General features: G+C 69.2%; 24 protein-coding genes. 15 read left to right on the forward strand and 9 right to left on the reverse strand.

Annotated elements, in window-relative coordinates:
- Positions 1-1357: 1357 nt before the first annotated feature.
- Positions 1358-2818, reverse strand: a complete 1461-nt coding sequence (locus tag ACWGIC_RS09050) for an FAD-dependent monooxygenase (protein WP_452075360.1) — start codon at positions 2816-2818, stop codon at positions 1358-1360.
- 51 nt (positions 2819-2869) lie between these two features.
- On the opposite strand from ACWGIC_RS09050, the gene ACWGIC_RS09055 reads away from it, so the two are divergent.
- From ACWGIC_RS09055 to ACWGIC_RS09075, 5 genes are all read left to right on the forward strand, one after another.
- Entirely contained in the window at positions 2870-3073 is a 204-nt protein-coding gene (locus ACWGIC_RS09055) for a hypothetical protein (RefSeq protein ID WP_452075361.1), read from the forward strand.
- A gap of 9 nt (positions 3074-3082) precedes the next feature.
- Positions 3083-3574 (forward strand): Clp protease N-terminal domain-containing protein, encoded by a 492-nt coding sequence (locus tag ACWGIC_RS09060; protein ID WP_452075362.1) that lies wholly within the window; start codon positions 3083-3085, stop codon positions 3572-3574.
- Between the two features lie 245 nt (positions 3575-3819).
- Positions 3820-4101: a hypothetical protein gene (locus tag ACWGIC_RS09065; protein ID WP_452075363.1), complete on the forward strand. Its 282-nt coding sequence runs from the start codon at positions 3820-3822 to the stop codon at positions 4099-4101.
- Between the two features lie 66 nt (positions 4102-4167).
- A complete protein-coding gene (locus tag ACWGIC_RS09070; protein ID WP_452075364.1) occupies positions 4168-4383 on the forward strand; it encodes a hypothetical protein in 216 nt (71 codons plus the stop codon).
- An 82-nt stretch (positions 4384-4465) separates the two neighbouring features.
- Positions 4466-4594 (forward strand): hypothetical protein, encoded by a 129-nt coding sequence (locus ACWGIC_RS09075; RefSeq protein ID WP_452075365.1) that lies wholly within the window; start codon positions 4466-4468, stop codon positions 4592-4594.
- A gap of 73 nt (positions 4595-4667) precedes the next feature.
- Here the strand turns inward: ACWGIC_RS09075 and ACWGIC_RS09080 are convergent, their stop codons facing one another.
- Positions 4668-5504, reverse strand: a complete 837-nt coding sequence (locus ACWGIC_RS09080; RefSeq protein ID WP_452075366.1) for a helix-turn-helix transcriptional regulator — start codon at positions 5502-5504, stop codon at positions 4668-4670.
- 101 nt (positions 5505-5605) lie between these two features.
- On the opposite strand from ACWGIC_RS09080, the gene ACWGIC_RS09085 reads away from it, so the two are divergent.
- The 4 genes from ACWGIC_RS09085 to ACWGIC_RS09100 all read left to right on the forward strand — a co-directional run bounded on the left by ACWGIC_RS09085 (position 5606) and on the right by ACWGIC_RS09100 (position 10746).
- Positions 5606-6481, forward strand: coding sequence for an alpha/beta hydrolase (locus tag ACWGIC_RS09085; protein ID WP_452075367.1), 876 nt, complete (start codon positions 5606-5608; stop codon positions 6479-6481).
- Positions 6482-6814: 333 nt separating this feature from the next.
- Positions 6815-8632: a flavin monoamine oxidase family protein gene (locus ACWGIC_RS09090; protein ID WP_452075368.1), complete on the forward strand. Its 1818-nt coding sequence runs from the start codon at positions 6815-6817 to the stop codon at positions 8630-8632.
- A gap of 186 nt (positions 8633-8818) precedes the next feature.
- The gene (locus ACWGIC_RS09095; protein ID WP_452075369.1) at positions 8819-9772 is read left to right on the forward strand and encodes a hypothetical protein; all 954 of its coding nucleotides are present in this window, start codon (positions 8819-8821) and stop codon (positions 9770-9772) included.
- A gap of 242 nt (positions 9773-10014) precedes the next feature.
- Positions 10015-10746 (forward strand): bestrophin-like domain, encoded by a 732-nt coding sequence (locus ACWGIC_RS09100; RefSeq protein WP_452075370.1) that lies wholly within the window; start codon positions 10015-10017, stop codon positions 10744-10746.
- Here the strand turns inward: ACWGIC_RS09100 and ACWGIC_RS09105 are convergent.
- Positions 10740-10871 (reverse strand): hypothetical protein, encoded by a 132-nt coding sequence (locus ACWGIC_RS09105; protein ID WP_452075371.1) that lies wholly within the window; start codon positions 10869-10871, stop codon positions 10740-10742. The genes ACWGIC_RS09100 and ACWGIC_RS09105 overlap by 7 nt on opposite strands.
- 953 nt (positions 10872-11824) lie before the next feature.
- Between ACWGIC_RS09105 and ACWGIC_RS09110 the strand changes: the two genes are divergently transcribed.
- Together ACWGIC_RS09110 and ACWGIC_RS09115 are read left to right on the forward strand one after the other, a co-directional pair.
- Entirely contained in the window at positions 11825-12223 is a 399-nt protein-coding gene (locus ACWGIC_RS09110) for an FAD-dependent oxidoreductase (protein ID WP_452075372.1), read from the forward strand.
- A 112-nt stretch (positions 12224-12335) separates the two neighbouring features.
- Complete coding sequence (locus tag ACWGIC_RS09115; RefSeq protein ID WP_452075373.1) at positions 12336-12632, forward strand: DUF1905 domain-containing protein; 297 nt, start codon at positions 12336-12338, stop codon at positions 12630-12632.
- Between the two features lie 684 nt (positions 12633-13316).
- Here ACWGIC_RS09115 and ACWGIC_RS09120 read toward each other — a convergent pair.
- Entirely contained in the window at positions 13317-13997 is a 681-nt protein-coding gene (locus ACWGIC_RS09120) for a response regulator (protein ID WP_452075374.1), read from the reverse strand.
- Entirely contained in the window at positions 13994-15169 is a 1176-nt protein-coding gene (locus tag ACWGIC_RS09125; RefSeq protein ID WP_452075375.1) for a sensor histidine kinase, read from the reverse strand. The genes ACWGIC_RS09120 and ACWGIC_RS09125 overlap by 4 nt, the downstream gene beginning before the upstream one ends.
- Before the next feature lie 167 nt (positions 15170-15336).
- Here ACWGIC_RS09125 and ACWGIC_RS09130 point away from each other — a divergent pair, with 167 nt between their 5' ends.
- Positions 15337-16779: an alpha/beta fold hydrolase gene (locus tag ACWGIC_RS09130; protein WP_452075376.1), complete on the forward strand. Its 1443-nt coding sequence runs from the start codon at positions 15337-15339 to the stop codon at positions 16777-16779.
- A gap of 21 nt (positions 16780-16800) precedes the next feature.
- Here ACWGIC_RS09130 and ACWGIC_RS09135 read toward each other — a convergent pair whose 3' ends face one another.
- From ACWGIC_RS09135 to ACWGIC_RS09145, 3 genes are read right to left on the reverse strand one after another with little or no spacing between them, the layout of a single operon-like run.
- Positions 16801-18102, reverse strand: a complete 1302-nt coding sequence (locus ACWGIC_RS09135) for an MFS transporter (protein ID WP_452075377.1) — start codon at positions 18100-18102, stop codon at positions 16801-16803.
- A gap of 14 nt (positions 18103-18116) precedes the next feature.
- On the reverse strand, positions 18117-19670 hold the full coding sequence (locus ACWGIC_RS09140) for an acyl-CoA synthetase (protein ID WP_452075378.1): 1554 nt from the start codon (positions 19668-19670) through the stop codon (positions 18117-18119).
- An 11-nt stretch (positions 19671-19681) separates the two neighbouring features.
- The gene (locus ACWGIC_RS09145) at positions 19682-20449 is read right to left on the reverse strand and encodes an enoyl-CoA hydratase/isomerase family protein (RefSeq protein WP_452075379.1); all 768 of its coding nucleotides are present in this window, start codon (positions 20447-20449) and stop codon (positions 19682-19684) included.
- On the opposite strand from ACWGIC_RS09145, the gene ACWGIC_RS09150 reads away from it, so the two are divergent.
- Positions 20448-21467 carry a LysR family transcriptional regulator gene (locus ACWGIC_RS09150; RefSeq protein WP_452075380.1) on the forward strand — a complete coding sequence of 340 codons (1020 nt, stop codon included), beginning with the start codon at positions 20448-20450 and terminating at the stop codon, positions 21465-21467. The two genes, ACWGIC_RS09145 and ACWGIC_RS09150, sit on opposite strands and share 2 nt — an antisense overlap.
- 24 nt (positions 21468-21491) lie before the next feature.
- Here ACWGIC_RS09150 and ACWGIC_RS09155 read toward each other — a convergent pair whose 3' ends face one another.
- Positions 21492-21755, reverse strand: coding sequence for a hypothetical protein (locus ACWGIC_RS09155; protein ID WP_452075381.1), 264 nt, complete (start codon positions 21753-21755; stop codon positions 21492-21494).
- Positions 21756-21935: 180 nt separating this feature from the next.
- Between ACWGIC_RS09155 and ACWGIC_RS09160 the strand changes: the two genes are divergently transcribed.
- Together ACWGIC_RS09160 and ACWGIC_RS09165 are read left to right on the forward strand one after the other, a co-directional pair.
- Positions 21936-22226: a hypothetical protein gene (locus ACWGIC_RS09160; protein ID WP_452075382.1), complete on the forward strand. Its 291-nt coding sequence runs from the start codon at positions 21936-21938 to the stop codon at positions 22224-22226.
- Between the two features lie 221 nt (positions 22227-22447).
- Positions 22448-26149 carry a nitrate reductase subunit alpha gene (locus tag ACWGIC_RS09165; RefSeq protein ID WP_452075383.1) on the forward strand — a complete coding sequence of 1234 codons (3702 nt, stop codon included), beginning with the start codon at positions 22448-22450 and terminating at the stop codon, positions 26147-26149.
- Position 26150: the final 1 nt, after the last annotated feature.

Here is a 26150-nt window from a genome sequence, read left to right on the forward strand (position 1 = left end):
ACGCCTCGCAGTTCCAGCACCGCGAATGCCTCCCCTGTCTTACTGCGCCGACGGCGTGAAGAGGATTCCGTACTGATTGCGTGCGTTGGCGACACAAAACTCTCCGCCTGGTCGAGATGGCCACGTTTCAGCGTGCGCCGGGCTGCCGTTGCGGTGGGTGTGCACTCAGGCGGGGTCGGTGGCCCTATACGGCAGCCGCTACCCCGTCGTCGGCGTGTGGGCCGCGATCACGCAGTGGCATCCCGACCGGTCAACGCGCGGCGCGCCTTTCCGGGCGTGTGCGGTGCTCGACCTGTTCCCGCCGCTCGCCGACCGTCCGGAAGCAGCCGCGATCGCCCGCGCACCGGGAAAACCGGTACAGCAACGACTGGACCGCCCGCCACCACTACCCCACCCGCCGTCTGCGGGTCGAGCGCACGGCAGTCCCCGGTCGTCGAACTAGCCTGCTGATCCGTCCGCGGCCGACGTTTCCCCCCTGCCCCGCGGACTTCAGATCCTCCACCCGGCCGGCCCGTCGCAGTCGGCGCGACGCTGCTCGTCCGAGTGAAGCGGAGCCGGACGTCGCACAATCTCAGCTATCTCGCCCTATCCTAGGGCGGTCCTGCATTCCTAGAAAAGGGAAAAAATGCGAAAAATTATTTGGCGCGCTGCGGTCGGAGCTTTCGCCGTTACTGCTCTGTCGCTCGTGGGCGGCACCGCGGATTCCCAGGGTGCCGCGGGCAAGGACGCCGGCACCGCGAGCCCGGCAGCTAGCGTCAAATTCGCACCTCTTGAGGAGTTAGACGTCAAAGAGGTGGGGATCGCGGGCTCCGCGACTGTGGCACTGATTGCGTGACGTTCGCGCACGATGGACCGGGGTCGACCACCAAGGGCGAGCGGCCACCCGACAGGCCACTGCCCGGCAGCGAACCGAACTGCAGGCACTGTCGGCCTGTGACCATTCATCAGCCGTCCCCGCAGGTGACTCAAAGCAACACCGAGCACAAATGACCCGTCGGCCAGCGGCGGATATTCCAGGCAGTGGAGCCCGTAGATTTTCCTCACATCCGAGCTGCGGACTGTTCCCTTGAATTCAACGGCCGGTCGCGAACTCCGCGAACCCGAAACTTAATTCAGAAATTCTGATCTCGTCGGTGGTCGCGAAATCTTCTCTACGAGACCGGTTTGGTTCATGTCGCCGACTGCTTCGGCGACCTCCGGTGTCGAGATCGTGTCAAAGGAAGGACATCGGCGACCTCGCGACCCTGCATGGCGGATCAGCCTGACTGGGCATGCCCACGTCCGTCGAGGTGCCCGGCCCGGTCACGATCACCGGTGGCGCGGTGCGGTTAAGCCATCCGCTGGCTTGTTCCGCTGTCTACGCGGTGCTCGCCGTTCCGCCGGATGGGGCGAACCATGTCTTGATCGCTTTTGTGAGCCCGTCGGCGCCGGCCCAGGCCACGTTGCCGTCCGGGCGGATCAGCAACGCATCAGCGGGCGGATCGTCGCAGTGGGCCTTGACCACGTCGATCCAGTCGTCCTGGCCGCCGTTGAGCCTCGTCTCGGCGCCCAGGTCGAGCAGGACGGGACGGCCTCGACGCATGAGTTCGGCCACCCGTCGTGCGCCGGTGCCGGTCGTGAGCGGAAGGTCGGGCACCAGGCGGCCGACCAGGGGCTGACCGGTGGCGGCGTATGGGGTGTCGCTGCCGTGCAGCAGGTCGGCCAGGTGCCGCAACGGTTGCTCGTAGGCGAACACCTCGGTGAGCAGTGTGCGCAGGGCCTCGCCGTCCTCGCCTTCTAGGCGGTCGAGCGCGGCTTGGGCTCGGGTGTGCACAAGGGCGCGTTCCGCGGCGGGCCGTCGCTCGGATTCGTAGGTGTCGAGCAGGTCCTCCGGGCCGCGGCCGTGAAGCCGGGCGGACAGTTTCCAGCCGAGGTTGACCGCGTCCATCATGCCGATGTTGAGCGACGAACCGCCCGCGGGGAACAGGTGGGCGGCGTCCCCGGCCAGAAACACTCGGCCTGCCCGGTAGTGCTCGGCGAGCCGGGCCTGGGCCACCGTGCTGGACAGCCAGGTGGGCTCGCCCAGCGGCAGGTCCCTGCCGAGCACCCTGCGGACGGCCGCCTGGAACTCGCCAAGCGTGACCGGGCCCGGAGTACGGGTTCCTTTCTCCCGCACGCCCACGAGGTGCACGCCCGGCTGGAGCGAGGCGAGGATCAGCCGCCCACCCTCGGTTCGGTTCCAGCCCGGCCGCAGCCCGGTCATGTCGGGGCTGTCGAAGACTCCGGTCCTCGTGTCGGTGGCGAAGTGACCGAGTCGCAGCACCTCGTCGTCCGTCGTGCCCGGGAAGTCGATGCCCGCAAGCTCCCGGACCCGGCTGCGGCCACCGTCGCAGCCCACCACATAGCCGGCCTCCAGGCGGAAACCCGCACCGTCGAGTGTCACGCCGGTCTGGTGCTGGGTGAGCGAAGTCAGCTCGTGGCCCCACCGGATCCGCACCCCCAACTCGTCCGCGCGCTCGCCCAGCAGCCGCTCCAGCCGGGGCTGCTGGATCATCAGCAGGCGCAACGGGATGCCGTCCGCTCCGGCGAAGCGCAGCGGGACCGAACCGAACGGGAACCCCGGCGGGACACCACAGAACGGGCTGCCCGCACTCAGCCGCTCCAGCAGCCCGCGGTGGTCCAGCAACTCGATGATCTGCCCGCCCAGCCCGTTGGCCTTGGGCACCTCGCCCGGCCCTGGCCGCTTGTCGAGCACGACCGGCACCACACCGGTCAGGCTCAGCTCGCACGCCAGCATGAGCCCGACCGGACCCGCCCCGATGATCACAACTTCGTCCATGCCTGTCAGGCTAGATTGACAGAATCCCGGCTGTCAATCTAGCCTGACGCGGTGGAGCTGGAAGAACTGTCCAAGCAGATCAGGTCAGCCGACCCCGCTGTGGGGTTACGCGCGGTCGGCGCGCTGCACCGACTCGCCGAGCAGGTCGAGGCTGTCTCGGTCTCGCTGGCCCGGGAGCAAGGGTGGACCTGGGAGCAGATCGGCGATGCACTCGGCATGTCACGCCAGTCCGTGCACGCCAAGTACGGGAAGTGAGGGATCGCGATGTTCGGCGCGGAGAAAAGCCCCTTCGTCGTCGCCGTGAAAGCCGCGGCCGAGGAAGCCAGACGCCGTGGCGACCGGCGAATCGGCACCGAGCACCTCCTGCTCGGCCTGCTCGCCGCAGCCGAGGTCGCCAGCACCCGCGCACCAGGCGCGGATGTGCTCGGCGCGGACCTGGCTGCCGCCCGAGCCGCGCTGGCAGAACTGGACGCGGCCGCACTGCGCGCAATCGGGCTCGATGTCGATGAGGCACCTCAACCCAGAGCAGTGCGCACACATCCCGCCGTTCCGGCCACCGCACTCACCACGAGCGCCAGAGCTGCCATCAACCAGGCGATCAAGACAACCACGCGCAAGAACAGAAACACTCAAGCCCTCCGCCAACTCCTGCTCGCGTTGCTTACCCGCAACCGCCCCGACCCGGTCGCCGACCTGCTGGAACACCTCGGCGTGGACCGCGCCGCGGCACGCGCGCACATCGCCTCGGGCGGCTAGCACGGCCATTGAGGCTGCGGTCGCTCACCGGCCATAGCTCGAATGCCGACGAGAGATTTCGGCGGCACAGGTTGCGCTGGATGGGTGGACGAGCCGAGCCCGAGCCACTGCTCGACTCCCGCTGGCACCTCCCCGGCTGGGGCCGCTTCCTCACCTCCCGACCCCGCCGGACAAGAAACCAATCACTACGGCTACGCCCATAACGGCCCCATCAACAACAGCGATCCCACCGCGCATACTCCACGGTGAACTTGGGAACAGATATCGGCAGCGCGGTGGGTGGGCTGGCGGCAGCCAGCCTCACTGGTGCCGCTTGCTTCGCGACCGGCGGCATCGGTTGCCTCATCGCGGGTGTTGCGCATGGTTCGCTGATTGGCGGACTTGGCGGCGGGGCTGGCGCACTGATCGGCGGAGGCAATTCCGGTGAAGTTCGGGACGGCTTCCTCAGTGGTGCCGTCGGCGGCATCATCGGATCGGCCGGAGGTGGCGTGAGCGGCAAGATAACGAAGTTTCTGACTCGTCGATAGAGATCAGCGCGGCCAATGGAGCGCAGCGCTGCTGGCCACGTACTGCGAACCCTGGGAGGCGGCACAATGGAACGTCATGAGCCCACCACGGAAGATCAAAAGAAATATATGTGGAAATGTGCCGCAATTCTCGTTGCGCTTGCTGCTGCTTTCTTCTACTTTGCGCTGCAGATTCCGCCAAACTGGCCGATATTGTTCGTTCTGGCGGTCCTTGGCACAGCGGTGATGGGATTCGCCTTGAGGTTCGCGCTTCGCAAGACTCAGAAGAGGAGAACTCGATGAACCACGACGGCACCAAACCGGCACCTCCGCACGGAATCTTCGCAGCCAGTTTAGCGCTGCTCGCGGTGCTATCATCGGCGCAGTGATGGCTGTGAATCATACCTCGACTCTTTACCTGATCCTCGGCATTGTGATCTGCGCGGGCCGTGCGCTGCTGAGCGCCTTATTCGCGTATGCGGGCATCAAAGGCAAGCGTGCTAACCATGGGTGAGCCGAAGAGCGGGCCAGATCACGAGAGGCCGCGCAGCACTGCGCGACGGCGAGGTCTGCGGACTCCCCAAGGTTCAGCGGGCTCGCTCGGGAGACCATTGCAGCAGGAACCGCAGCGCCTCCTCGCTCGGTGAGCCCGGTTCCGCGGTATAGGCGACCAGCAGTTGCTCCGGATGAGTGTCCACTGTGAACTGCTGGACGTCGAGTTCGAGCTTCCCGGCCACCGGATGGCGATAGACCTTCGACAGCGCACGCGGCCCGCGCACCTGGTGATCCGCCCACCACCGCCGGAAATCCGGGTCCCGCACGCTCAGTTCGCCGACCAGCGCGCTCAGCGCCGGATCGTGCGGTGTCCGGCCGGCTTCCATCCGCAGCACCGAGACGCACTCGCGCGCGGCCCGCGGCCAGTCCGCGTACAGCGAGCGGAACGATTCGTCCATAAAGGTCAGCCGGATCAGATTTCTTTCCGGCACCGGCAATTTTTCGAAATCGGTCAGCAATGCGGCGCTCCCGCGGTTCCAGGCCAGCACGTCCATCCTGCGGTGCAGCACCATGGCCGGGACGTCGCGAATCGTGTCCAGCAGCTGCCGCAGCCGGGGCGCGACCTCAGGCCGGGCCGGGGGCCGCGGCGAGACCGGCGCGACGTCGGCGACCGTGAAGAGGTACGAGCGTTCGTCCGGTGCGAGTTGCAGGGCATCGGCGAGCGCGTCGAGCACCGACCGGGACACGCGGTTCGTGCGGCCCTGTTCGAGGCGGACGATGTAGTCGATGCTGAGGTGTGCGAGCTGAGCCAGCTCCTCGCGGCGCAAGCCGGGGACACGCCGCTGTCTTCCGTCGTCCGGGTACCCGGCCTGCCGCGGGTCGAGCGCCGCTCGGCGGGCGCGCAGGAACTCGCCCAGTTCGTTTGCCATGTCTCCAGTGTGCCGGGTGGGTCGCGCTGTTTGCCTGGTACTGGGGTCCATAGGCAGCACTGTCCCTGGTTCCGGCTCTGAACCGCGCCGAAGCTGGAGGCATGCGAAACGACGTCTCCTTCCCCAGCAACAACCTCCGCATCGCCGCCCACCTCTATCTTCCGGACGCCCCTGGTCCGCATCCCGCGCTGGTCGTCGGGCACCCGGGCACCGGCGTCAAGGAACAGACCGCGGGCAAGTACGCCGAGCTGATGGCTGCGCGCGGTTACGCTGCTCTCGCCTTCGACGCTGCTTACCAGGGCGAAAGCGAGGGCCTGCCGCGCGGACTCGAAGACCCGGCTCAGCGAGTCGAGGACTTCAAAGCCGCCGTCAGCTACCTGACCAGCCGCGAGGACATCGACCCCGCACGGATCGGTTTGCTCGGCATCTGCGCGTCCGGCGGCTACTCGCTGACCGCCGCCTCCACCGACCGCCGGGTGCGAGCTGTCGCCACGGTCAGTGCCGCCGATGTTTCCCGCCAGCTGCGCCTGGGCTCCGACGGAACCCAGGACCCAGCGGTGTTCGACGCGATGCTGACCGCTTCCCGCACCGCTTCCGGCGGCCTGCCGGTCTTCCCGGCGAACGAACAGGAAGCCCGTGCCGCCGGCGAGCACGCCTACGAAGGCTGGGAGTACTACTGCACCCCGCGTGGCGCGCACTCCCGGTCCGCCAAGACGTTGACCTGGGACAGCATCGACCGGCTCGCGTTCTTCGACGCTTTCTCGCCGCTCTCGCTGCTCGGCCCGCGGCCGCTGCTGCTGATCATCGGCGACCGCGCTGAGACCGCGTGGATGAGCATCGAGGCGTTCCAGCGCGCGACCGGTCCGAAGGAGATGTTCCGGGTCGCCGGAGCGTCCCATGTGGACCTTTACGACCGTCCGGCGGCGGTCGGTGCGGCGGCGGAGAAGCTGGCCGAGTTCTTCGGCAAACACCTGTGAGCGTTGGGCGGCAGGAGGTTCTCTGCCGCCCCATGAGCCTCAGCGGCGCCAGCGGTTGTCAAGGGAGCGGCGTTGTGCACCGGCCGCAGCGCCTCGTCCCGCGACGAACGCGGGCCGGGCGTTGCCGAGAACGACGAGGCCGAGCCAGGTCCGGGCAGCGGCGGACGAGCCAGCGCTCGACGTCTTCGAAGAACAAGTCGTACAAGCGCGCAGCGCCGCGGCGGCCGGTGCAGACGACCTCGGCTCGGCATGGGCGTCGAGCAGCGCAGATCGTCCCGGGGAAAGAGGTCCCCGCCATAAGCTCAATATGTTCCATCGAAAGGGTGGCCGCTGTTGTCGGCCGCCAGACCATCAACTATGTGTACATGCGTGATCACTCAACGTCCTCCGATGATGGGGAGGCGCGGTTTTCTTGGTGCCGCGGCGCTGGCGGCAGGAGCAACTCTGACCGGCATCGGCGACGCCGCGTCAGCCGCTCCTCAACCATCAGCGACAGCCGACGACGCCAGCAGGGAGTTGGCGCGCAAGCTGCTGCTTGTCGGCGACGACGGCGAGGACCTCAAGCTCGGCTATCTCAAGATCCTCATCGACAACGGTCTGGCAAAGACCTCGAAACCCAAGAGGATTCTTGTTGTCGGCGCAGGCATCGCCGGCCTGGCGGCCGCCGACTTGCTGCGCGAAGCCGGGCACACCGTCACGGTTCTCGAAGCGAACGCCAATCGCACCGGCGGACGCATCAAGACTTTCCGCGGCGTCTTCGCGGACAAGAGTCTGTATGCCGAGGCCGGTGCGATGCGGCTGCCCGACGTCCATCCGATGGTCCTCGCGCTGGCCGACAAACTCGGCGTCCGGCGCAGGCTGTTCTACAACGCCGACGTCGCCCCCGGCGCAAAACCGATCGGCACGCTGCCGCCGGTGACGTACCGCTCCTTCACCGGGCAGTCATGGGCCAACGGCGCGACGACCCGCTTCGAGCCGCCCGCGCCGACGGGACGCACTCTGATGCGCGTCAACGGAATTCAAGTGACGCGCAGCCAGTACGCGGCCAACCCCGCAGCGATCAACCAGTCGTTCGGTACGCGGTTGGGCACGACCACCGCCAAAGCTGTAGATGCGACATTCGCCGCGGTGACAGTCCCGGCGACAGGAAGGATCGAGCACCAGATCGAAGAGTGGGCCAGGCTCATCCGGACCTACGACGACTACTCCACCCACCGCTACCTAGTGGAGACGGCCGGATGGAGCCTGGCCGACCTCGAAGCCGCCGGCACGCTGGAGAACCTGACCTCCCGGCTGCACTGCTCGCTTTTCCCCGCGCTGATGGACCATGCCCTGATCAACCCCGGCTCGCGGTACTGGGAACTGGAGAACGGCACAGCGTCGCTCACTGACAAATTGACCGACAAGCTGGACCGCCACGGGGTGATCCGCCGCGACCGCCGGATGACAGAGCTCGCCCAGACCGCCGGCGGGGTGCGGATCCGGGCTGTCTCCGAGACGGGAGCCGAAGAAAGTGGTTCCGGCGGTCCGACAAAGGAGCACGAAGTCTTCGACGCCGACTACGCGATCGTCGCCGTGCCGCTGACCGCGCTGAGATTCTGCGAATTCACCCCCGCCCTCTCCTATCCGAAACGGCGGACGATCGCGGCTTTGCACTACGACGCGGCGACAAAGGTCCTGCTGGAGTTCAAGACCCGGTTCTGGGAGAAAGGCCCGCAAGGTTTCACCGGCGGCGGCTGCGTGACCGACAACGCCAACCGGTTCACCTATTTCCCCTCGCACGTTCCAGGCTCTCCCGGCGGCGTAGCACTCGCCTCCTACACCTGGTCCGACGACGCGATGCGGTGGGACTCGCTTACCGACGACGAACGCTACGCCTTCGCGCTGGACAACATGGCTCGCATGTTCGGACGGCAGGTCTACGACGAATACACCGGTCACGGCGTCACGCAGTCCTGGGCTCGCAACCGGTACGCGCTGGGAGAGGCAGCCATTTTCACGCCCGGACAGTTGCACGAGTACCACACGGCAACCCGGACCGTCGAGGGACGAGTGCACTTCGCGGGCGAGCACACCAGTCTCAAACCAGCGTGGATCGAGGGCGCACTGGAAAGCGCGGTGCGCGCCGCGCTGGAACTGAACCAGCGATGACCCTTCCGTCACTGGCGCATTCCTGACCGCAGCGGCGTACCCGGCCGCGCTATCGATACGGCCGTGAGTGCCGCCAAACCGGAACTCACCCGTTTTGGCGGCATGACGGGATGACCGCCGGAGTTCCGGGAACTTTTCCTGGCGGGTACTTGCCATCAATTTCTACGGTGAAAAGGTGAAGAATTGATGCGAAACAGGATTCGGCCGCAGTTGTGCGCCGTGCTGATCGCGGCGACCTTGGCCGCGGCCAGCGCCCCTGCCGCGTCGGCCGCGGGGGCTGGGCACGACGTCGATTTCCGGCTGTTCTACGACGCACCGGTCGTCGCCGCGAGCGGCAGCGGAACGCAAACCTTCACCGTGGACAACGCAGGGGCCGACGCCACCGGGGCCGCCGTGCTCGCGATCGCCCTTCCGGCGTTCGTCCGGACCGGTTCCGGCCCGCTCCCCGCCGGATGTTCGGTGTCCTACACCGATCGCGGCGACCCCGCGATGCCCGAAGTCCTCGGATGCGTGCTCCCGCCGCTGAAAACCGGCCAGAACCAGACACTGCCCGTCCCGATCACCGTCGCCGACATCGCACCGGGCGGCGTGCTGTGGGGAACCGGGACGGTGCTGCCCGCCGCGCAGTCGACCGATATCGAACGGAACGCGTCCGACAATTCGGGAACTCCTTCGGCCACCGTGAATCCCGCCCGGCCGCCGCGATCGCCGGCTCAGCACGCCACAGACCTGTACCTGACCACCGACCTCCCGGCGCTGGCGTCCGGCCGGTCGCACCCCGAGGTGTTCACCGCCGGCAACCGGGGCCCCGGTGCCACCTCCGGCCCGGTCCGGCTGGCACTGGTCACCCCGCCGTTCGTCCGCGTGGACCACACCCAGCCCTTGCCCGACGGGTGCGAGTACCGGCTCACCGGGGCCGAGCCCGCCGCGCCGGAAGTCGTACGCTGCCGCTTGTCCCGCGTGCTGGCTCCCGGCGCGGAGACGACCGTCCCGATCCCGCTCACCGCGGAGCCCGGCGCGCCAGTCCAGACGCTCTGGGGCATCGCCAACGTCATGCCCGACCCGGACACGCATTCAGTGGACACCGATCCCGTGCTGGCCAACAACACCGTGTCCGCCGGAGCACAGGCCATCGGATAGTTCAGTCGACGCCCGAGGAAACCGAAGTTCATGCTCGCTGGTGACACCGCGATCCCGATCGGCTCGTGCCCTGCCGCCGGATATCGGCCGAGTGCTGATCGCGGCTCCGTCGACAATCTTGGTCGTCCTTGTCCTGATCGTCCTCGCACTGCCCGGCTCGCGATGACCACGACGGGTCCGGCTTCCGTCATGTTCCGGGGCGTGCCATGGCCGGGGTAGTTCTCTGGTGCGTCCTGGCCGCGTTGTCCGCCACCGCGCTGGTGGGCTGGCTGGCGGTCGGGCTGCGCCGGACCCGTCTCGGCGTGCGACGGCAACGCTGGCACGATCAGACCACCGGCCCGTGCGGCGCGTTGTTCAACGCCCTGTTCCTGGCCGCTTTCGCGATGAGTGCGATCATCGCCTGGCAGAACTATGACCACGCGCGAGATCACGTCGTCGAGGAAAGCACCAGCCTGCTCAAGCTCTCCACCGGAGTGAGCATGCTGCCCGACGGCGCCCGGCTGCGCGGTGAAGTGGTCAGCTACCTCAAAACCGTGGTCGATGACGAATGGCCCTTATTGCCGCACGGAAAATCCTCGGAGAACGCCTACACCGCGCTGACCGGCCTCTATACCGGCATTCTGACCACCGCGCCACGCGATTCCGCCGCCACCACCGCTTGCAGCGAAGCGGCCAAATACTGGAGCGCCGCGTTCGACGCCCGGCAAGCCCGCCTCCGCGACAGCACCACCGAACTCCCCCTGGGCTTGCTGCTCTGCGTCGTCATCACGGCGCTGCTGGTCGTCGGGCACAGCCTGATCATGGGCCTGCCCCATTCGCTGTCGTCCCTGATCCCCCTGTTGGCGAAAACCGCGACCGTGACCGCCGCCATCGTGTTGCTCGTCCTCATCCGCCACCCCTACCAAGGCCCCCTGACGATCGACACCGCCAGACTCGACCACGTCCGCGAGGAGGTACACCCGACCGGTCAATGAGACCTGCCGGCCGCGCCGGCCGCCCCGGCCATCGCGACCGCCAGCACGACCACCGCGTCGGTCAACGGATCGTCCAGTCCGGACGATTCCGGCCGGGGCCCTGCGTCCTGAGCCGGAACAATCATCACCCCAGCGCTGCCTGCGGGCACCGGCTCAGGGACCGGATCGGCAACGGCGGACGGGTCGCCACCAGACGGCGCGACGACGGCCGCGGAAGGTTCCGGGCCCCGGGTTCGATCCGGCTGTGCCCCCTGCGTCGGCGGCACCTCCGCCTGCGGCGCGGGGGCAGACGACCCCGACGCAGGAGCAGTAGTCATCGCTGGCGTCGTCCGCGTCCCCGGTTCCGTCCCGCACCCGGCCGGGGCACGAGGAGGACACTGCGACGGCGGCGGCATGGGACGCGGAAGAGAGGGAGGCAGCCGCGTCGTGGACAACGTCGGTGACGGTGCCTCCGACGGCTCAGAACAGCCGGCCGGTGCCCGCGGCGGGCACGTCGCTGCATGCCCGTCGCCGGAAGACAGCAGTGCCCCGGCGAATGCCACGCACCCGACGACGCACCCTGACAGCCACACTGCCGCGCACGACATTCGCCGAACGTCCGGGCGGCTCACGAGAATCCGCGCCCCAGCACCACGTTCGTCCCTTCCCGAAATCCGTCTTGCCAAGACAACCGCCCCGACCATCGCACCACCGCAGCCGGGCACAACGCACGCCGAAGATACCCGACAAACGCTCTGCGGGCTGTCTTCGAAACGATTTCGACTGCACTCCGCCCGGCGACTGTCCGGTGGACTTCGCCGCCGAAACCACGTTGGCAAGCAGAGGCCGAGCCAGCATGGGCGAACCGAACCTGCGAGCTCGCCAATTGATTTCGACGCGCCAATGCAGCATTTCCGCACTCAGCATCACTAGCCCTATTGTTTAATTCGGTGACGAGCTGGACATCACCGACGCCCTGGGAGACCACCACCACGCCGACCGGCTCGTCCTGGCCCTACCCCCTGGCCAGGCCTCCCGGCTGCTCGAACCACTCGCCGGCACGACGGCGGTATGCACAGCCCTTGGCGCTTTCGATTACGTGGACGTCACCGTCACCGCCCACACAGACGCCGCCTACCTGCCCACAGACCGGCACCACTGGTCCACCAACACCATCACCGTCCACAATGGATGGGCAGAAACCACCACCTGGTACGGCCCGATCAGCGGCGCCCACGTCTTCAAAAGCTGGACCACCCACCGGCCCCAGCCGCCACGAGAACCACTCGCCCGCGCAGACTTCCGGCAACTCCGGCTCACCCCAGCCGCGATCCGCTCCCGCGCCCACCTCCAAGCTGCCCAAGGCGACGGGAATATCCACTTCGCCGGTCACTACCTCCAGTACATCGACAGCCAGGAATCCGCCATCAGCAGCGCCCTCGCCACCGCGCGACGCCTCGCCCCCGGCAGTCCTCGGCTCAAAGAACTCGCGTTCTGACACCGCTGCGGCGTCGCCGGGCACCCAAGTTCAGACCTTCGCTCAGCCGATGATGTTGAGCTCGCGCGGATCGCCCCGGGAAACTGTCGGTGCCGCATGCGAAGGTGGCGACATGGAAGTGCACTTCGACGCTGAGCTGTGGATCTGGGACGCGCGGCGGACCGACACCTGGACCTTCGTCAGCCTGCCCGGTGACATCTCGGACGAAATCCGCGAGCTGGGCGGACCGCGCCGCGGCTTCGGATCACTGCGCGTGCAGGTCCGGGTCGGCAGCACTGCCTGGCGAACCTCGATCTTCCCGGACAGCACGCGCGGCTACGTGCTGCCGGTGAAACGCGCGGTACGCAAAGCCGAGAAACTCGATCCCGGGGACATCGCGAAGGTGACCGTCACGATTCTCGACCTCTGACGTCGGCGAAGCCGGTCTGCCCTGAGCACCGCCGAAACCGCGGCTCACCGACCGGGCAGGGTTGCGGACGCCGCGACAACCTCGCCGGGGAGAACACCCGGCGGAGCTGCGATTGATGTGTTCGCCGACAGCGCCATCGCCGCACCCGACCGCTTCGGCGGTTGCTGGTCCTTCTCGACGGCCAGGCCCCGGCCCGGATCACCAGTTTCGCCACCGACGCACCCACGGCGACATCCGACTGCGCGGCTCGGCCCCGTCGCGGACGTCGTGTTTGCCGAGAACCGCCGCGGGCACCACGGCCGTGCGAAAGCGCGAACGCCAGCCGCCAGAATCAGGCCAGCAAGGAGCCCCCGACGGTCTGCTTCGCCTTCAGCGTGAGCGGCGAGCCGGTGGAACATCGTGCAGAGGCGGGCCGACCACCACGGTGTTGTGAATGGCACCGATCCCTTGCACGGTCATCCGGAGAGTGTGGCCGACCTGCAGAGGCGGTGGTTACCGGTCGCCGTCACCGGGCCCAGGTGTTGCGGCTGGCCGTCCCCGAAATGAAGAGTGCCGGTGCTCAGGCGGGCCGCCTATTCGGTTGTGACCACGCCCGTCGACGTATCGGCGGGCGCCCAGCCCGTCGGACCATGCCACTGGCAGACGAGGCAAGGCTCCTCTCCGAAGGCAAAAGGCGCTGCGCACTCACCGAGCTGGCGTGATCATCCCGGTTTCGTACGCGACGATGACCAGCTGTGCGCGGTCCCGCACGGCCAGTTTCGCCAGCAAGTGGCTGACGTGGGTTTTCACGGTGCCCTTGCCGAGCTGCAGGTGCGCGGCGATCTCGGCGTTGGACAGGCCGCGCGCGACCAGGGCGAGCACTTCCCGCTCCCGGGCGGTCAGCGCGGCCAGTTCGCCGGTGGGCGGCGGCGCGGGCGTTCCGCGGCAGAACTCGGCGATGAGGCGGCGGGTCACGGAGGGGGCCAGCAACGCCTCACCGGCCGCGACGGTTCTGATCGCGGCGAGCAAACCGGCCGGGGGCGTGTCCTTGAGCAGGAAGCCGCTGGCCCCGGCGCGCAGCGCGGCATGGACGTAGGCGTCCAGGTCGAACATGGTGAGGACAAGGACCCGCGTCCGTGCGGTCTCGGGAGAACCGCAGATCCGGCGGGTGGCCTCGATGCCGTCCATCTCCGGCATGCGGACATCCATCAGCACCACGTCCGGCTGGTGGACCGCGGCGAGCGCGACGGCCTCCGCCCCGGTCGCCGCCACGCCGACCGTGACCAGGTCCGGCGCGGTCTGCAGCAGGGCACGGAAACTGCCGCGCAGCAACGCTTGGTCGTCGGCGATCAGGACGCGGATCGGAGCCGCGTCGGCGTGGTTCATTCGTCCGTCCCGGGGATCGTGGCGAGAGGCAGTCGCACGGAGACCCCGAATCCGCCGTCCGGCCGCGGTCCTGCGGTGAATTCTCCTCGGTACATCAGCACCCGTTCCTGAATCCCGATCAGCCCCCTGCCGCCTTCGGTCGCGCTGCCGTGGCCGGTTCCGTCGTCGACGATGTCGATCCGGAGGTCGGCCGCGCTCGCCCGGACAGTCACCGCGCACCGTGCGGGAGCGGCGTGTTTCATCACGTTGGTCAGCGCCTCCTGCACGATCCGGTAGGCCGTCAGCTCCATGCCCGCGGCCAGCGGTGGCGTGCCCTGCACGTCCAGTTCGACCTGCACTCCCGCTGGTGCGGCCAGCCCGGCGAGTTCGTCGAGGCCGTCGAGCCCCGGCTGCGGGCGCAACTGGCTGTCCTCGGCGTGGTCCCGGTCCGGGCGCAGCACGCCGAGCATCCGGCGCATCTCGACGAGCGAATTGCGCCCGGCCGTCTCGATGTCCGCGAGCGCCTCCGCCATCTCGGGATCGGCGTCGGGCCGGGAACGGAGGACGTGGTTGGCGACACCGGCTCTGACCGCGATCAGGCCCACGCCGTGCGTGACGATGTCGTGCAGTTCCCGGGCGATCCGCAGACGTTCCTCAGCGACAGCCTGCCCGGCCATCCGCCGTGCTGCCGACGCGGCGTAGGTCCGTCGAGCCTGAACCGCGCGGCCGAGGGTCCAGGCGAGGCCGAGTGCGAGCGCGCCGACCAGGAGCAGATTTTCGCTGCTGTCGTTCCCTATGGCGGGGTACAGGCCGACCAGGGGAAGCGCGACGACGCCGACCACACTGGCAGCCAGGATCGCTCTGGTCGTCATCCGGGCGCGTCTCGGCTTGGCGAGCGCGACGGTGTAGAGCGCGAACGCGGCGGCGAAGAACGGTTCGCCGACCAGGCCGAGGATCGCCGCCAGAACGGACAGTCCGGCGACCGCGGCGAAGACTGTACGAGGCCAGATCCGCCGTACCGCCAACGGTCCCGCGATACCAGCGGCGAGCAGGCACTCGGTCCAGCTCCCGTGCCTGGCCAGGATGCTTGCCACCAGCACGATGGCGTATTCGAGCGCCAGCAGGCCGTCGAGCGCGATCAGGTGTTTGCGGCCGAGCCTGGCAAACGGTGGCGCCTGGCCGGACTCGTCCATGGCGCAACGCTATCGGTGCCGGTCGCCGCGCACATCCGGCCGTGGGATGTCGGTCTCGGGACAGAGCCGGCGCCGGTATCGGTGCTCCGGCTATGCCTCTGGACAGAGCCGGGAAATCGGATTTCCGGCAGATGTGCGCGACCGGGCGCGTCCGGAACGGTTGGCGCATGATCAAACGACACCTCCGCCGACTCGTCACCGCCGCGGCGGTCGTCGCGCTCGCACCGCTCACGGTCGCCTCGGCGGCCGCGGAACCGGCCTCCGCACCGCGCCTCGCCTGGGGACCGTGCCCGCAGGGCGGCGGCAAGTTCGGGATCGAATGCGCGACGCTCGACGTCCCGGTGGACTGGTCCAAACCACGCGGTCGAACCATGACACTCGCGCTCGGCCGGCTGAAAGCCGAAGGACTCGCCGAAGGCACCGTGCTGGCCGCCTTCGGCGGTCCCGCCGGCGGCTACGTGCGAGGTCTGGGCGACTACCTCGGCGAGCACTACGGCGAGCTGCGCCGCCGGATGGACATCGTCACCTGGGACATCCGCGGCGGCCCCGGCAGTCTCGGCATGAGCACCCCGCCCCTGCGGTGCGATTGGCGGACCATGGCAGTCCCCCAATACCCGCGGAACGAAGCCGAGTTCGAAAAGCTCGCCGCGACGAACCGCGCGGACGCGGCGAAATGCCGCGACACCGACCCGGAGCTGTTCGACCGCGTGGATTCGGCGAACCACGCCAGGGACATGGAGGCGATCAGGCGCGCACTCGGCGAGCCGAAACTGAACTTCTACGGCGCCTCCTACAGCGGCTTCTTCGGTCAGGCATACGCCCGGCTGTTCCCGCATCGGGTGCGCACCATGGTGCTGGACGGGACTTGGAGCCACAGCACCGCAGACTGGCAGGCCGAACTCGGCGCGCTCGCCCAGGACAATGAGCGCACCCTGCGACGGTTTTTCGATTGGTGTGCCACGAATGCCTCCTGCGTGATGCACGGCAGCGATGTGTCCCGCCGCTGGCGCGACGTGACCGCCGCGGCGGACCGTCAGCCGATTCCCGCCCCCGCGGCAGGCGTCAGCTACAGCGGCCGGGATCTGCGCGCCCTCGGGCTGTCCGTCGCGCTTCGGAACCAGGAACGCTGGGGCGAACTGGCCGAGGCCATCCGGGACGCCGAGCGCGGCGACGCTTCGGGATTCGCGCGGCCCGGCGCGAACCTCCCCTACCCGGCTGTCCCGGCTCCCGCCGCGGTGGAATGCCTCGACTGGCCGCGTGCGGGCAGTTATCGGCGCCTGGCCGCCACGACAGACCGGCTCCGCCGAACCGCGCCGCACGTCGGCGCCTCGGCCCCGATCCCGATGAACCTGTTGCGGTGCGAGGGATGGCCGGCCCCGGTGACCAATCCGCCCCAGCCGTTGCCCCGGCACCTGCCGCCGTTGCTCGGCACGGGCGCGTGGAACGAGTCCGACGCGGTCGGCAGGGTCCTCGCGCAGGTACCGGGAAGCGGATCGGTCCGGCACGAAGGAACCGGGCACACGCTGTATTTCGGCAACGGGTGCGCGCGGGCGCACATCGACCGCTATCTCACCGACCGTGTCGTGCCGAAACTTGCGACCGAGTGCTGAGCCGCTGGACCTGGCCCGGCTTCACCGCCGGGCCAGGTCCAGGTTCTTGGTCTCCCGGAAGGCAAATCCGACGACCAGGGACGACACCACCGCGATCGCCATCAGGTAAACCCCCGGCGCCAGCGAGTTGCCGGTGAGCGAGACGAGCCCGGTCGCCACGAACGGAGCTGTCCCTCCGAAGAGGACATACGCCGCGGTGTAGCCGATCGCCGAGCCGCTGGCGCGGACCGGGCCCGGGAACATCTCCACCATCGCGGGCACGTTCGACGTGCCGATGACCGCGACCAGCACGGCGAGCACGGCGGTGCCGACCAGCGCCCCGGCGAATCCGGCGTGCATGAGCGCGAACGCGGGCAGCGTGCACACGACGAACCCGACGCACGACACCAGCAGCATCCGTTTGCGTCCGTACCGGTCGCTCGCCGAGGCCATGAACGGGCAGGCCGCGCTGTAGCACAGCATCGACACCACGCTCGCGATCAGCGCCTGGGTGCGCGAGTAGTGCAGCTGGTCGGCCATGTACGTGATCATGTAGCTGCTCATCAGGTAGTACGCGATCGCGTTGGTGATGCTGTAGCCGAAAAGCGTGCAGATCTGCCGTCTGTGCGAGCGAAGCGCGTCGCGCAGCGGCTTGCGCTGCACGGAGTTCTCGCTTTGCAGCTGCCGGAACACCGGGCTGTCCTCGACCCGGCGGCGCAGATACAGCCCGATCAGCCCGAGCGGGCCGGCCAGCAGGAACGGCACCCGCCAGCCCCAGGTGTGCAGCGCACCGGAGGACAAGGTCGAGGTCAGCAGCACCCCGACCGCCGATCCGGCCACGCTGGCCAGGCCGACGGTGGCGGGCACGGTGCTGGCGAAACGGGCACGCCTGCCGTCCGGCGCGTGCTCCATGATGAACGCCGAAGCACCGGTGTACTCGCCGCCGGTGGAAAAACCCTGCAGCGTCCGCAGGACGAAGAGCAGGATGGGCGCGGCGACCCCGAGCGCGGAGTACGTGGGCAGCACGCCCATCAGGAACGTCGCCCCGCTCATCAGCAGCACGCTCAGCGCGAGCGTCCGGTTGCGGCCGATCCGGTCCCCGTAGTGCCCGAAGAACGCCGCGCCCAGCGGCCGCGCGACGAAACCGCCCGCGAAGATCGCCCACGTGGCCAGCAGCGCCGCGGACGGGTCGTTCTTCGGAAAGAACTCGGCGGCGATGGTGGAGGACATCGTCGCGTAGGCGGCGGAGTCGAACCATTCGGTGAAGTTGCCGATCCCCGAGGCGAGCGCGATCTTCCGCCTGCCGCGGGAAAGGCTCGCGGGCTGTTCGGTCCGGACGGTCATTGGCCGGCTCCTCGTCAGTCGGTGCCGGTACCGCGATCGCGGTCCCGGAGGTCGGCCCGGCGGATCTTGCCGGTGGCGGAGCGGGGCAGCACCTGCACGAATTCGATGTGCCGCGGGTAGGCGAAACGCGAGTAGGTCTCCTTGGCGAACGCGCGCAGTTCTTCGGCGAGCGCGTCGCCGCCGTCGTAACCGGGCGCGGGTTGCACCCAGGCTTTGACCGCCTGGCCGCGCACCGGGTCCGGAACGCCGACCACCCCGGCGTCGGCCACCGCCGGATGGGCCCGCAGGGCGTGCTCCACCTCGAACGGGCTGACCCGGTACCCGGACGTCTTGATCACGTCGTCGGTGCGGCCGAGGAACCAGAAGTAGCCGTCCTCGTCGGCGAAAGCCTGGTCGTTGGTGTGGTACCAGCCGCCGCCGAACACCGCCGCGGAGTCCTCCGGCCGGTTCCAGTAGCCCAGCGGGTACTGCGGGTTCGACCGGGCGCGCAGGCAGATCTCCCCCGGTTCGCCCTGGGGCACGGGCTGCTCTCGCGCGTCCAGCAGCGCGACGTCCCAGCCCGGCAGCGGACGGCCCATCGAACCGGGTTTCACCGGTACGCCGGGGAAATTGCCGACCAGCGGGTAGGACTCGGTCGAGCCGTAGTAGTCCAGCAGCGGCACGCCGAACTGCCCGGTGAACCAGTCGATCAGATCGGCGGTCAACGGTTCGTTCGAGGAGCACACCACCCGCAGTTTGTGCGGGAAGCGCAGGCCCGCGTCCGGCACGTCGGCGGCCATCTTGCGCAGGAACGTCGGGTTCACCAGAGCGGTGGTGACCCCGTTGCGGGACAGGGAATCGAGCAGTCCTTCGGGATCGAACCCGCCGGCCGGGCGGTAGACCAGCTGCGTCGCGCCGGCGCGCAGCGGGCCCAGCAGCTTCGCCATCGACCACGCCCAGTCCCCCGCGCCGTAGAAGACGTCCCCGGGCCGCAGGTCGTGGCAGTAGCGGAACTCGTTGTGCCCCAGCAACGTCCGGTGGGCGTGCACGATGCCCTTGGCCTGGCCGGTGGTGCCCGAGGTGTAGAAGATCAGCGCCGGATCGTCCGCCGCGGTGTCCACGGTCTCGAATCGCGGAGGCAGCTCTTCGATCGCCGGGTCGTCGATCTCGACGATGTGCCCGGCGAAGCCGTCGGCCCGGTCGCGCGCCTCGGGCTCGGTCACGAGCACGGTGGCTCCGGAGTCGGCCAGCCGGTAGCGGATCGGCTCGTCGGCCCACAACAGGGACATGGTCACCAGGATCGCGCCGGTGCGCAGCACGCCGAGGTAGGCGGCCGGGGTGTCGGGCCGTTGCGGGAGAAGCACCGCCACCCGGTCGCCGGGGCGCACTCCCAGGTTCCACAGATGCGCGGCCACCTGGCGGGAGCGGTCCTGCACCTCGCCCCAGGAGATCTCGCGGTGCGAGCCGAGGTGGTCCTCGAAGATCAGCGCGGTGGCGGCGCGGTCGTGGCGGTCGGCCACGTCCGCGGCCATGTTGTAGCGCGACGGGACTTCCCAGTCGTGTCCGGCGCGCAGTTCGTCGTAGTTCACCCGATGCCCCTTCAACGCTGCTTGGCGGCCAGGAAACGCGCCATCTCCCGCTGCGGCTCCCCAGTGGCGTAAGCGGCGGAGTGGATCTTCTTCGCCGCGGTCACCGCCTGCGCCAGCGCCTCGTCGTCCAGTTCGCGAAGCCGCGCCTTGGTGAGCGCGACGGCGCCCGGCGGCAGCGCGGCGACCGCGCGCGCCTGTTCGACTGCGGCGTCGAGCACCTCGTCCTCGGCGACGAGCCGCGTGAGCAGGCCGAGGCGGTGCGCCTCGACGCCGTCGACGAGCTGGGCGGTCAGGGCGAACTCGGCGGTCTTGGCGCGGCCGAGGATGTCCCACATCGCCCAGATCCCGGTGATGCTGGGGATCCCGGAGGCCACTTCGGGCTGGCCCATGGTGACCCCGGCGTGCCCGATCCGCAGGTCGGCCACCAGCGCGTACTGAAAGCCGGAACCGGCCACGACGCCGTTGACCGCGGCGACGGTCGGCTTCCGCAACTCGCGGACCGCGCGGTACAGGCGATCGAAATCGTCGATCCACGCCTCCGCGGCGGCGTGGTCGTCCGGGCGGATCGAGGCCGTCTCCGCGAGGTCCTGCCCGGCGCAGAACGCCCGCCCGGCGCCGGTCAGCACCACGCCGCGGCAGGTCGGGTCCTCGTCCAGTTCCCGCAGGTGCCCGATCAGCCGCTCCCGCATCGCGTGGGTCCACGCGTTGAGCTTCTCCGGCCGGTTCAACGTCAGGACGGCGATCTCGTCCCGGCGGTCGAGCAGCACTGTTTCACTCATGGAGGTCGTTCCTTCGCTCGTCGTCTGCGTCGCGGACAAGAAAAACAGCGGGAGGCCGCCGCTGGCCAACACCAACTGCGACCTGCGGCGATATCAGGTTGGTATGGTTCGGCTGATGGAACTGCGGCATCTGCGGTACTTCGTCGTCCTGAGCGAGGAGCTGCACTTCGGCCGGGCCGCGAAACGGCTGCACATGGCGCAGCCGCCGCTGTCGCAGCGGATCCGGGACCTGGAGCGCGAGCTGGGCGTCGAACTGTTCCATCGCGGCCGGGGCGGCGTGCGGCTCACCGAGGCCGGCGCGCTTCTGCTCGAACACACCCGGCCGGTGCTCGAAGGCGTGGACAGCGCGCGGGAGGCGATGCGCCGGATCCTGCCCGGCACGTCGGGCACGCTGCGCGCGGGAATTCCCCCGGACACGACCCCCACGGTGTTGCGCACGATCGCCGCCGCGTTCGCCGAGAAGGCACCGGACGTTCTGCTGGAACTGCACGAGGTGAGCACGGACGAGCAGATCGCCCGGCTCCGGGAAGGCAAGCTCGACGTCGGAATCGTGCGCCATCCCTCCGACACCGTCGGGCTGGAATCAGGGCCGGTCCTGTCCCGCCCTCTCGGGGTCGTGCTGCCAGTGGCGCACCGGCTCGCGGCCTCGGACGTCGTGCGGCTGCGCGACCTCAACGGCACCCCGCTGGTCGTGTTCCAGCGCGAGATGGCACCGCGGCTGTACGACCACATCCTCGCGATCTGTCGCGACAACGGCTTCCTGCCCGGCGCGATCCGGCACGCGCGCAACCCGAACTTCACACACGGGCTCGTGCTCGCCGGGATGGGCGTGCACTTCAACGAGGAACACCCATTGCCCGACGGCCTGACGTGGCGCCCGCTCGACGAGGGCAGGCTGCGGTGGTCGAGTTCGGTCGTCTGGGTGCCGACGCGGGCCAACGACGTCATCGCCGGATTCGCCGCGGTGGCCGAGGAAGCCCTGCGCGCCGCCGGTCATGGAATGTCTACTGTGGACTAATCTCTGGCAGGGCAAGGCCGCGAGTCAGAGCCGGTCAGGCACCAGGTTCTCGCTTCGGCAAGCAGGCGGATTTCCGCGTCCCGTCCGGCAAAGGAGGGGACGTCCCGGAGCAGCGTGTTCACGGACGTGCCCGGCGACGGGAGTCTGCCTTCCCGCCTGGATGTCGTCGAGTTGCTCGCGCAACCGGACCAGTGCCGCCGCCGCTTCCTCGATCGCGCGGCGCCGCTCCTGTTCGATCGTTTCGCCGGCGGTGACTTTTTCCAGGCATTTGGCGACGTAGCCGGCCACGAGCACCAGGTCGGGCGGGGTGGCGCTGGTGCGGTGAACGCTCTGGTCCTCGGCAGGGACCGACGTAGCCTCGAATCCGGAGGTGGGCCGTGGACTGTCCGAGTTACCGCACCACCAACGACGTGGCGTACGCCGTCGGCGGCTCGGTCGTCCAGACCGGCGTCGTGCATGGCGACATTCATGTCCACGGTTCCGGTCTCCGGTCCGCGCCCCGCCAGCTTCCTCCGTCGCCGGCGCATCAGCGGGCGGGCAGGCGAATTGCGGGCACTGACGGACGCGCTGAGCGGCGGCTCCGACCGGCACCGGCCCGCCATCGCCGCCGTGACCGGTCCGGGAGGGGCGGGCAAAACCGCCGTCGCGTTGCACTGGTTGCATCAGGCGCAGGAGCGTTATCCCGACGGCCAGCTCTACGCCGGCCTGTCCGCACACGGACCGGCTGGCCCCGCCACATCGTGGTGGCGCTGGCAGTGATCGTGGTGGTGCTGTCCGTGATGCTGGTACGCCGGGTCCGGAACCGCGACACCGCAGCTCCGAGGACCTCCTCGGAGGACGAAAGTCCTCGCGACCCATGACATTGGCCGGGTGATCACCAGGCCCGGCTCGACGAAGCTGGACGACGTGCGGCTGGCACCGAAGCGGTGCCGTGGCGATTTCGGTTCGCCGTGCCGGAACGTCCGAAGGAGTCGCGTCTCGTGTCCACCCACCCAGTCCCCGCCAACGATCAGGTGCCCGGGCACCGCGCCCTGCTCGGCGTCCGCCGGTTCCTCACCAAGGAGACCGTCGGCGACCACGGGCGGACCCTGCACCAGATCGACGCGAACGCGTGGGAGTCCTTCTACCGCGACCGCTGGAGCTACGACCGGGTGGTGCGCTCCACCCACGGGGTCAACTGCACCGGCTCGTGCTCCTGGAACGTCTTCGTCAAGGACGACCTGATCACCTGGGAGCACCAGGCCACCGACTACCCGACCACCGGTCCGGACAGCCCGGACTACGAGCCGCGCGGCTGTCCTCGCGGAGCGTCGTTCTCCTGGTACGAGTACTCGCCGTCGCGGGTCCGGCATCCCTACGTCCGCGGCTCGCTGCTCACCATGTTCCGTGCGGGCCTGAAACGCTTCGGGGACCCGGTCGCGGCGTGGGCGGACATCGTCGGCGACCCGCACAAGGCGGAAGCCTACAAAGGACAGCGGGGGCGCGGCGGGTTCGTCCGCGCGTCGTGGGACGAGGCGATCGCGATGGTCGCCGCCGCGCACGTGCACACCACCAAGGCTTTCGGGCCGGACCGGGTCGTCGGGTTCTCGCCCATCCCGGCGATGTCGATGGCCTCGTTCGCCGCGGGCACCCGGTACCACGCGCTGCTCGGCGGCACGCTGCTGTCGTTCTACGACTGGTACGCCGACCTTCCGGTCGCGTCGCCGCAGATCTGGGGCGACCAGACCGACGTCCCCGAGGCCGGCGACTGGTGGAACTCGACCTATCTCGTCATGTGGGGATCCAACATCCCGGTCACCCGCACCCCGGACGCGCACTTTCTCGCCGAAGCCCGCTACCGCGGCACGAAGGTCGTCGCGGTCAGCCCCGACTACGCCGACAACGTGAAGTTCGCCGACGACTGGCTCGCCCCGCACCCCGGCACCGACGGCGCGCTCGCGATGGCGATGGGCCACGTCGTGCTCACCGAGTTCTTCCGCGACCGGGAGGTCCCGTACTTCGCCGGCTACGCGCGGTCGTACACGGACCTGCCGTTCCTCGTGACGCTGCGGGAACGGGAACCGGGCGTCTACGCGACCGACCGGTTCCTCACCGCCGCCGACCTCGGCGACGACGCTCCCGGCGCGGAGCACAAGACTGTGCTGCTCGACGACGCCACCGGCGAACCCGTGGTGCCCAACGGATCCCTCGGCTTCCGCTACGGCGCCGCGGGCGAAGGCCGGTGGAATCTCGACCTCGGCGAGGTGGTCCCCGCACTCGGCGTGCTCGGCCACGCCACCGGTCAGGTCGCCGTCGACCTCGCCCGGTTCGACATCGGCGAGACCGAGGGCGGCGCCACGATGCGTCGCGGAGTCCCGGTGCGCCGCGTCGGCGGGCAGCTGGTCACCAGCGTCTTCGACCTGTTGATGGCCCAGTACGGCGTCCGCCGCGGCGATCTGCCCGGAGAGTGGCCCGCCGGTTACGACGACGCCGACGCCCCGCACACCCCGGCGTGGCAGGAGCGGATCACCGGCGTGCCCGCCGCGCTGGCGGCCCGGATCGGGCGCGAATTCGCCCGCAACGCCGAACGCAGCCAGGGCCGGTCGCTCATCGCGCTCGGCGCGGGCGCGAACCAGTGGTTCCACTCGGACATGACCTACCGGGCGCTGATCGCACTGGTCGCCCTCACCGGCTGCCAGGGAGTCAACGGCGGCGGCTGGGCGCACTACGTCGGACAGGAGAAGGCCCGCCCGCTCACCGGGCAGCAGCACCTGAGCTTCGCCTTCGACTGGCAGCGCCCGATGCGCCACCAGGCCGCCACGCCGTTCTGGTACCTGCACACCGACCAATGGCGCTACGAGAAGGTGCCCGCCGACGAACTCGCCTCGCCGCTGGGGCAGGGCAGGCTGGCGGGCTTGGCTTTCGCTGACACTGTCGCGGCGGCGCAGCGCATGGGCTGGTCGCCCGGCCACCCGGCATTCGACCGGAACCCGCTCGACCTGGCAGACGAGGCCGCCGCCGCGGGAGTGAGCGCCGCCGAGCACGTCGTCGGCGAACTGCGCGCCGGTCGGCTGCACGCGGTCGCCGACGATCCCGACGACCCAGCCAACTTCCCGCGCTGCCTGACCCTGTGGCGGGCCAACCTGCTCGGCTCGTCCGGCAAGGGCAACGAGTTCTTCATGAAGCACCTGCTCGGCGTCGATTCCCTCGCCTCGGCCGACGAATGCGAGCCCGGCGAGCGCCCGCGCGACGTGGCGTGGCGGGACGACGCCCCCACCGGCAAGCTCGACCTGCTCACCACCATCGACTTCCGGATGACGAACACCGGCCTGCACTCGGACATCGTGCTGCCGACCGCCACCTGGTACGAGAAGCACGACATCTCCACCACCGACATGCACCCCTTCGTGCACGCCTTCTCCCCCGCTGTCGAACCGCCGGCCGGGGTGCACACCGACTACGACGCGTTCCTCGCCCTCGCCGACAAGGTCAGCGAACTCGCGGTCGCGCACCTCGGCACCCGCCGCGACGTGCTGGCCGCGCCGCTGCAGCACGACACCCCCGACGAGCTGGCGACCCCGTCCGGGCGCGTCCGGGACTGGGGCCGCGGCGAATGCGAGCCGGTGCCGGGCGTGACGATGCCGAAGCTGATCGAGATCGAGCGCGACTACACCCTCCTCGGCGCCAAGATGCGCACCGTCGGACCGCTGCTGGACAAGCTCGGCACCACGACCAAGGGCATCACCGTCGACGTCGCCCCCGAGCTGGAATACCTGCGCCGCCGCAACGGAACCGTGTCCGGCGGGCCGTTCGCCGGCCGTCCGTCGCTGGCCACCGCGGACCGGATGTGCGAAGCGATCCTCGCGCTGTCCGGCACTACCAACGGCCGCGTCGCGCACGAAGGATTTCTGCAGCTGGAGAAGCGGACCGGACAGCCGTTCACCGACCTGATCGAGGGGCACGAGACCGACCAGGTCACCTACGCGGCGACCCAGGAGGCGCCGCAGCCGGTCTTCACCAGCCCGGAGTGGTCCGGTTCGGAGAAGGGCGGACGCCGGTACTCGCCGTTCACCGTGAACGTCGAACGGCGCAAACCGTGGCACACCCTCACCGGACGGCAGCACTTCTTCGTGGAGCACGACTGGATCGCCGAACTCGGCGAGCACCTGCCCGGCTACCGGCCGCCGCTGAACATGGCCCGGCACTTCGGCAAACCCGGCGAACTCGCCGACGGCGGCGTCACCGTCCGGTTCCTGACCCCGCACGCGAAGTGGTCGGTCCATTCGATGTACCACGACAACGAGCTGATGCTCGCGCTGTCCCGCGGCGGCCCGGTGATCTGGATGAGCGTCGAGGACGCGGCGAAGATCGGCGTGGCGGACAACGACTGGGTCGAGGCGGTCAACCGCAACGGCGTGGTCGCCGCGCGCGCGGTGGTCAGCCACCGGATGCCCGAGGGCACGGTCTTCCAGTACCACTCTCCCGAGCGGACGGTCAACGTCCCGAAGACCGAAAAGGACGGCCCCGGCAAGGGAAAACGCGGCGGCTACCACAACTCGATGACCCGGCTGCTCGTCAAGCCGACGCATCTGGCCGGCGGGCACGCCCAGCTCACCTACGCCTTCAACTACTACGGACCCATCGGCAGCCAGCGCGACGAAATCACCGTGATCCGGCGGCGCGGCCAGAAAGTGGAGTACTGAC

The organism is Amycolatopsis sp. NPDC054798, assembly GCF_053611505.1.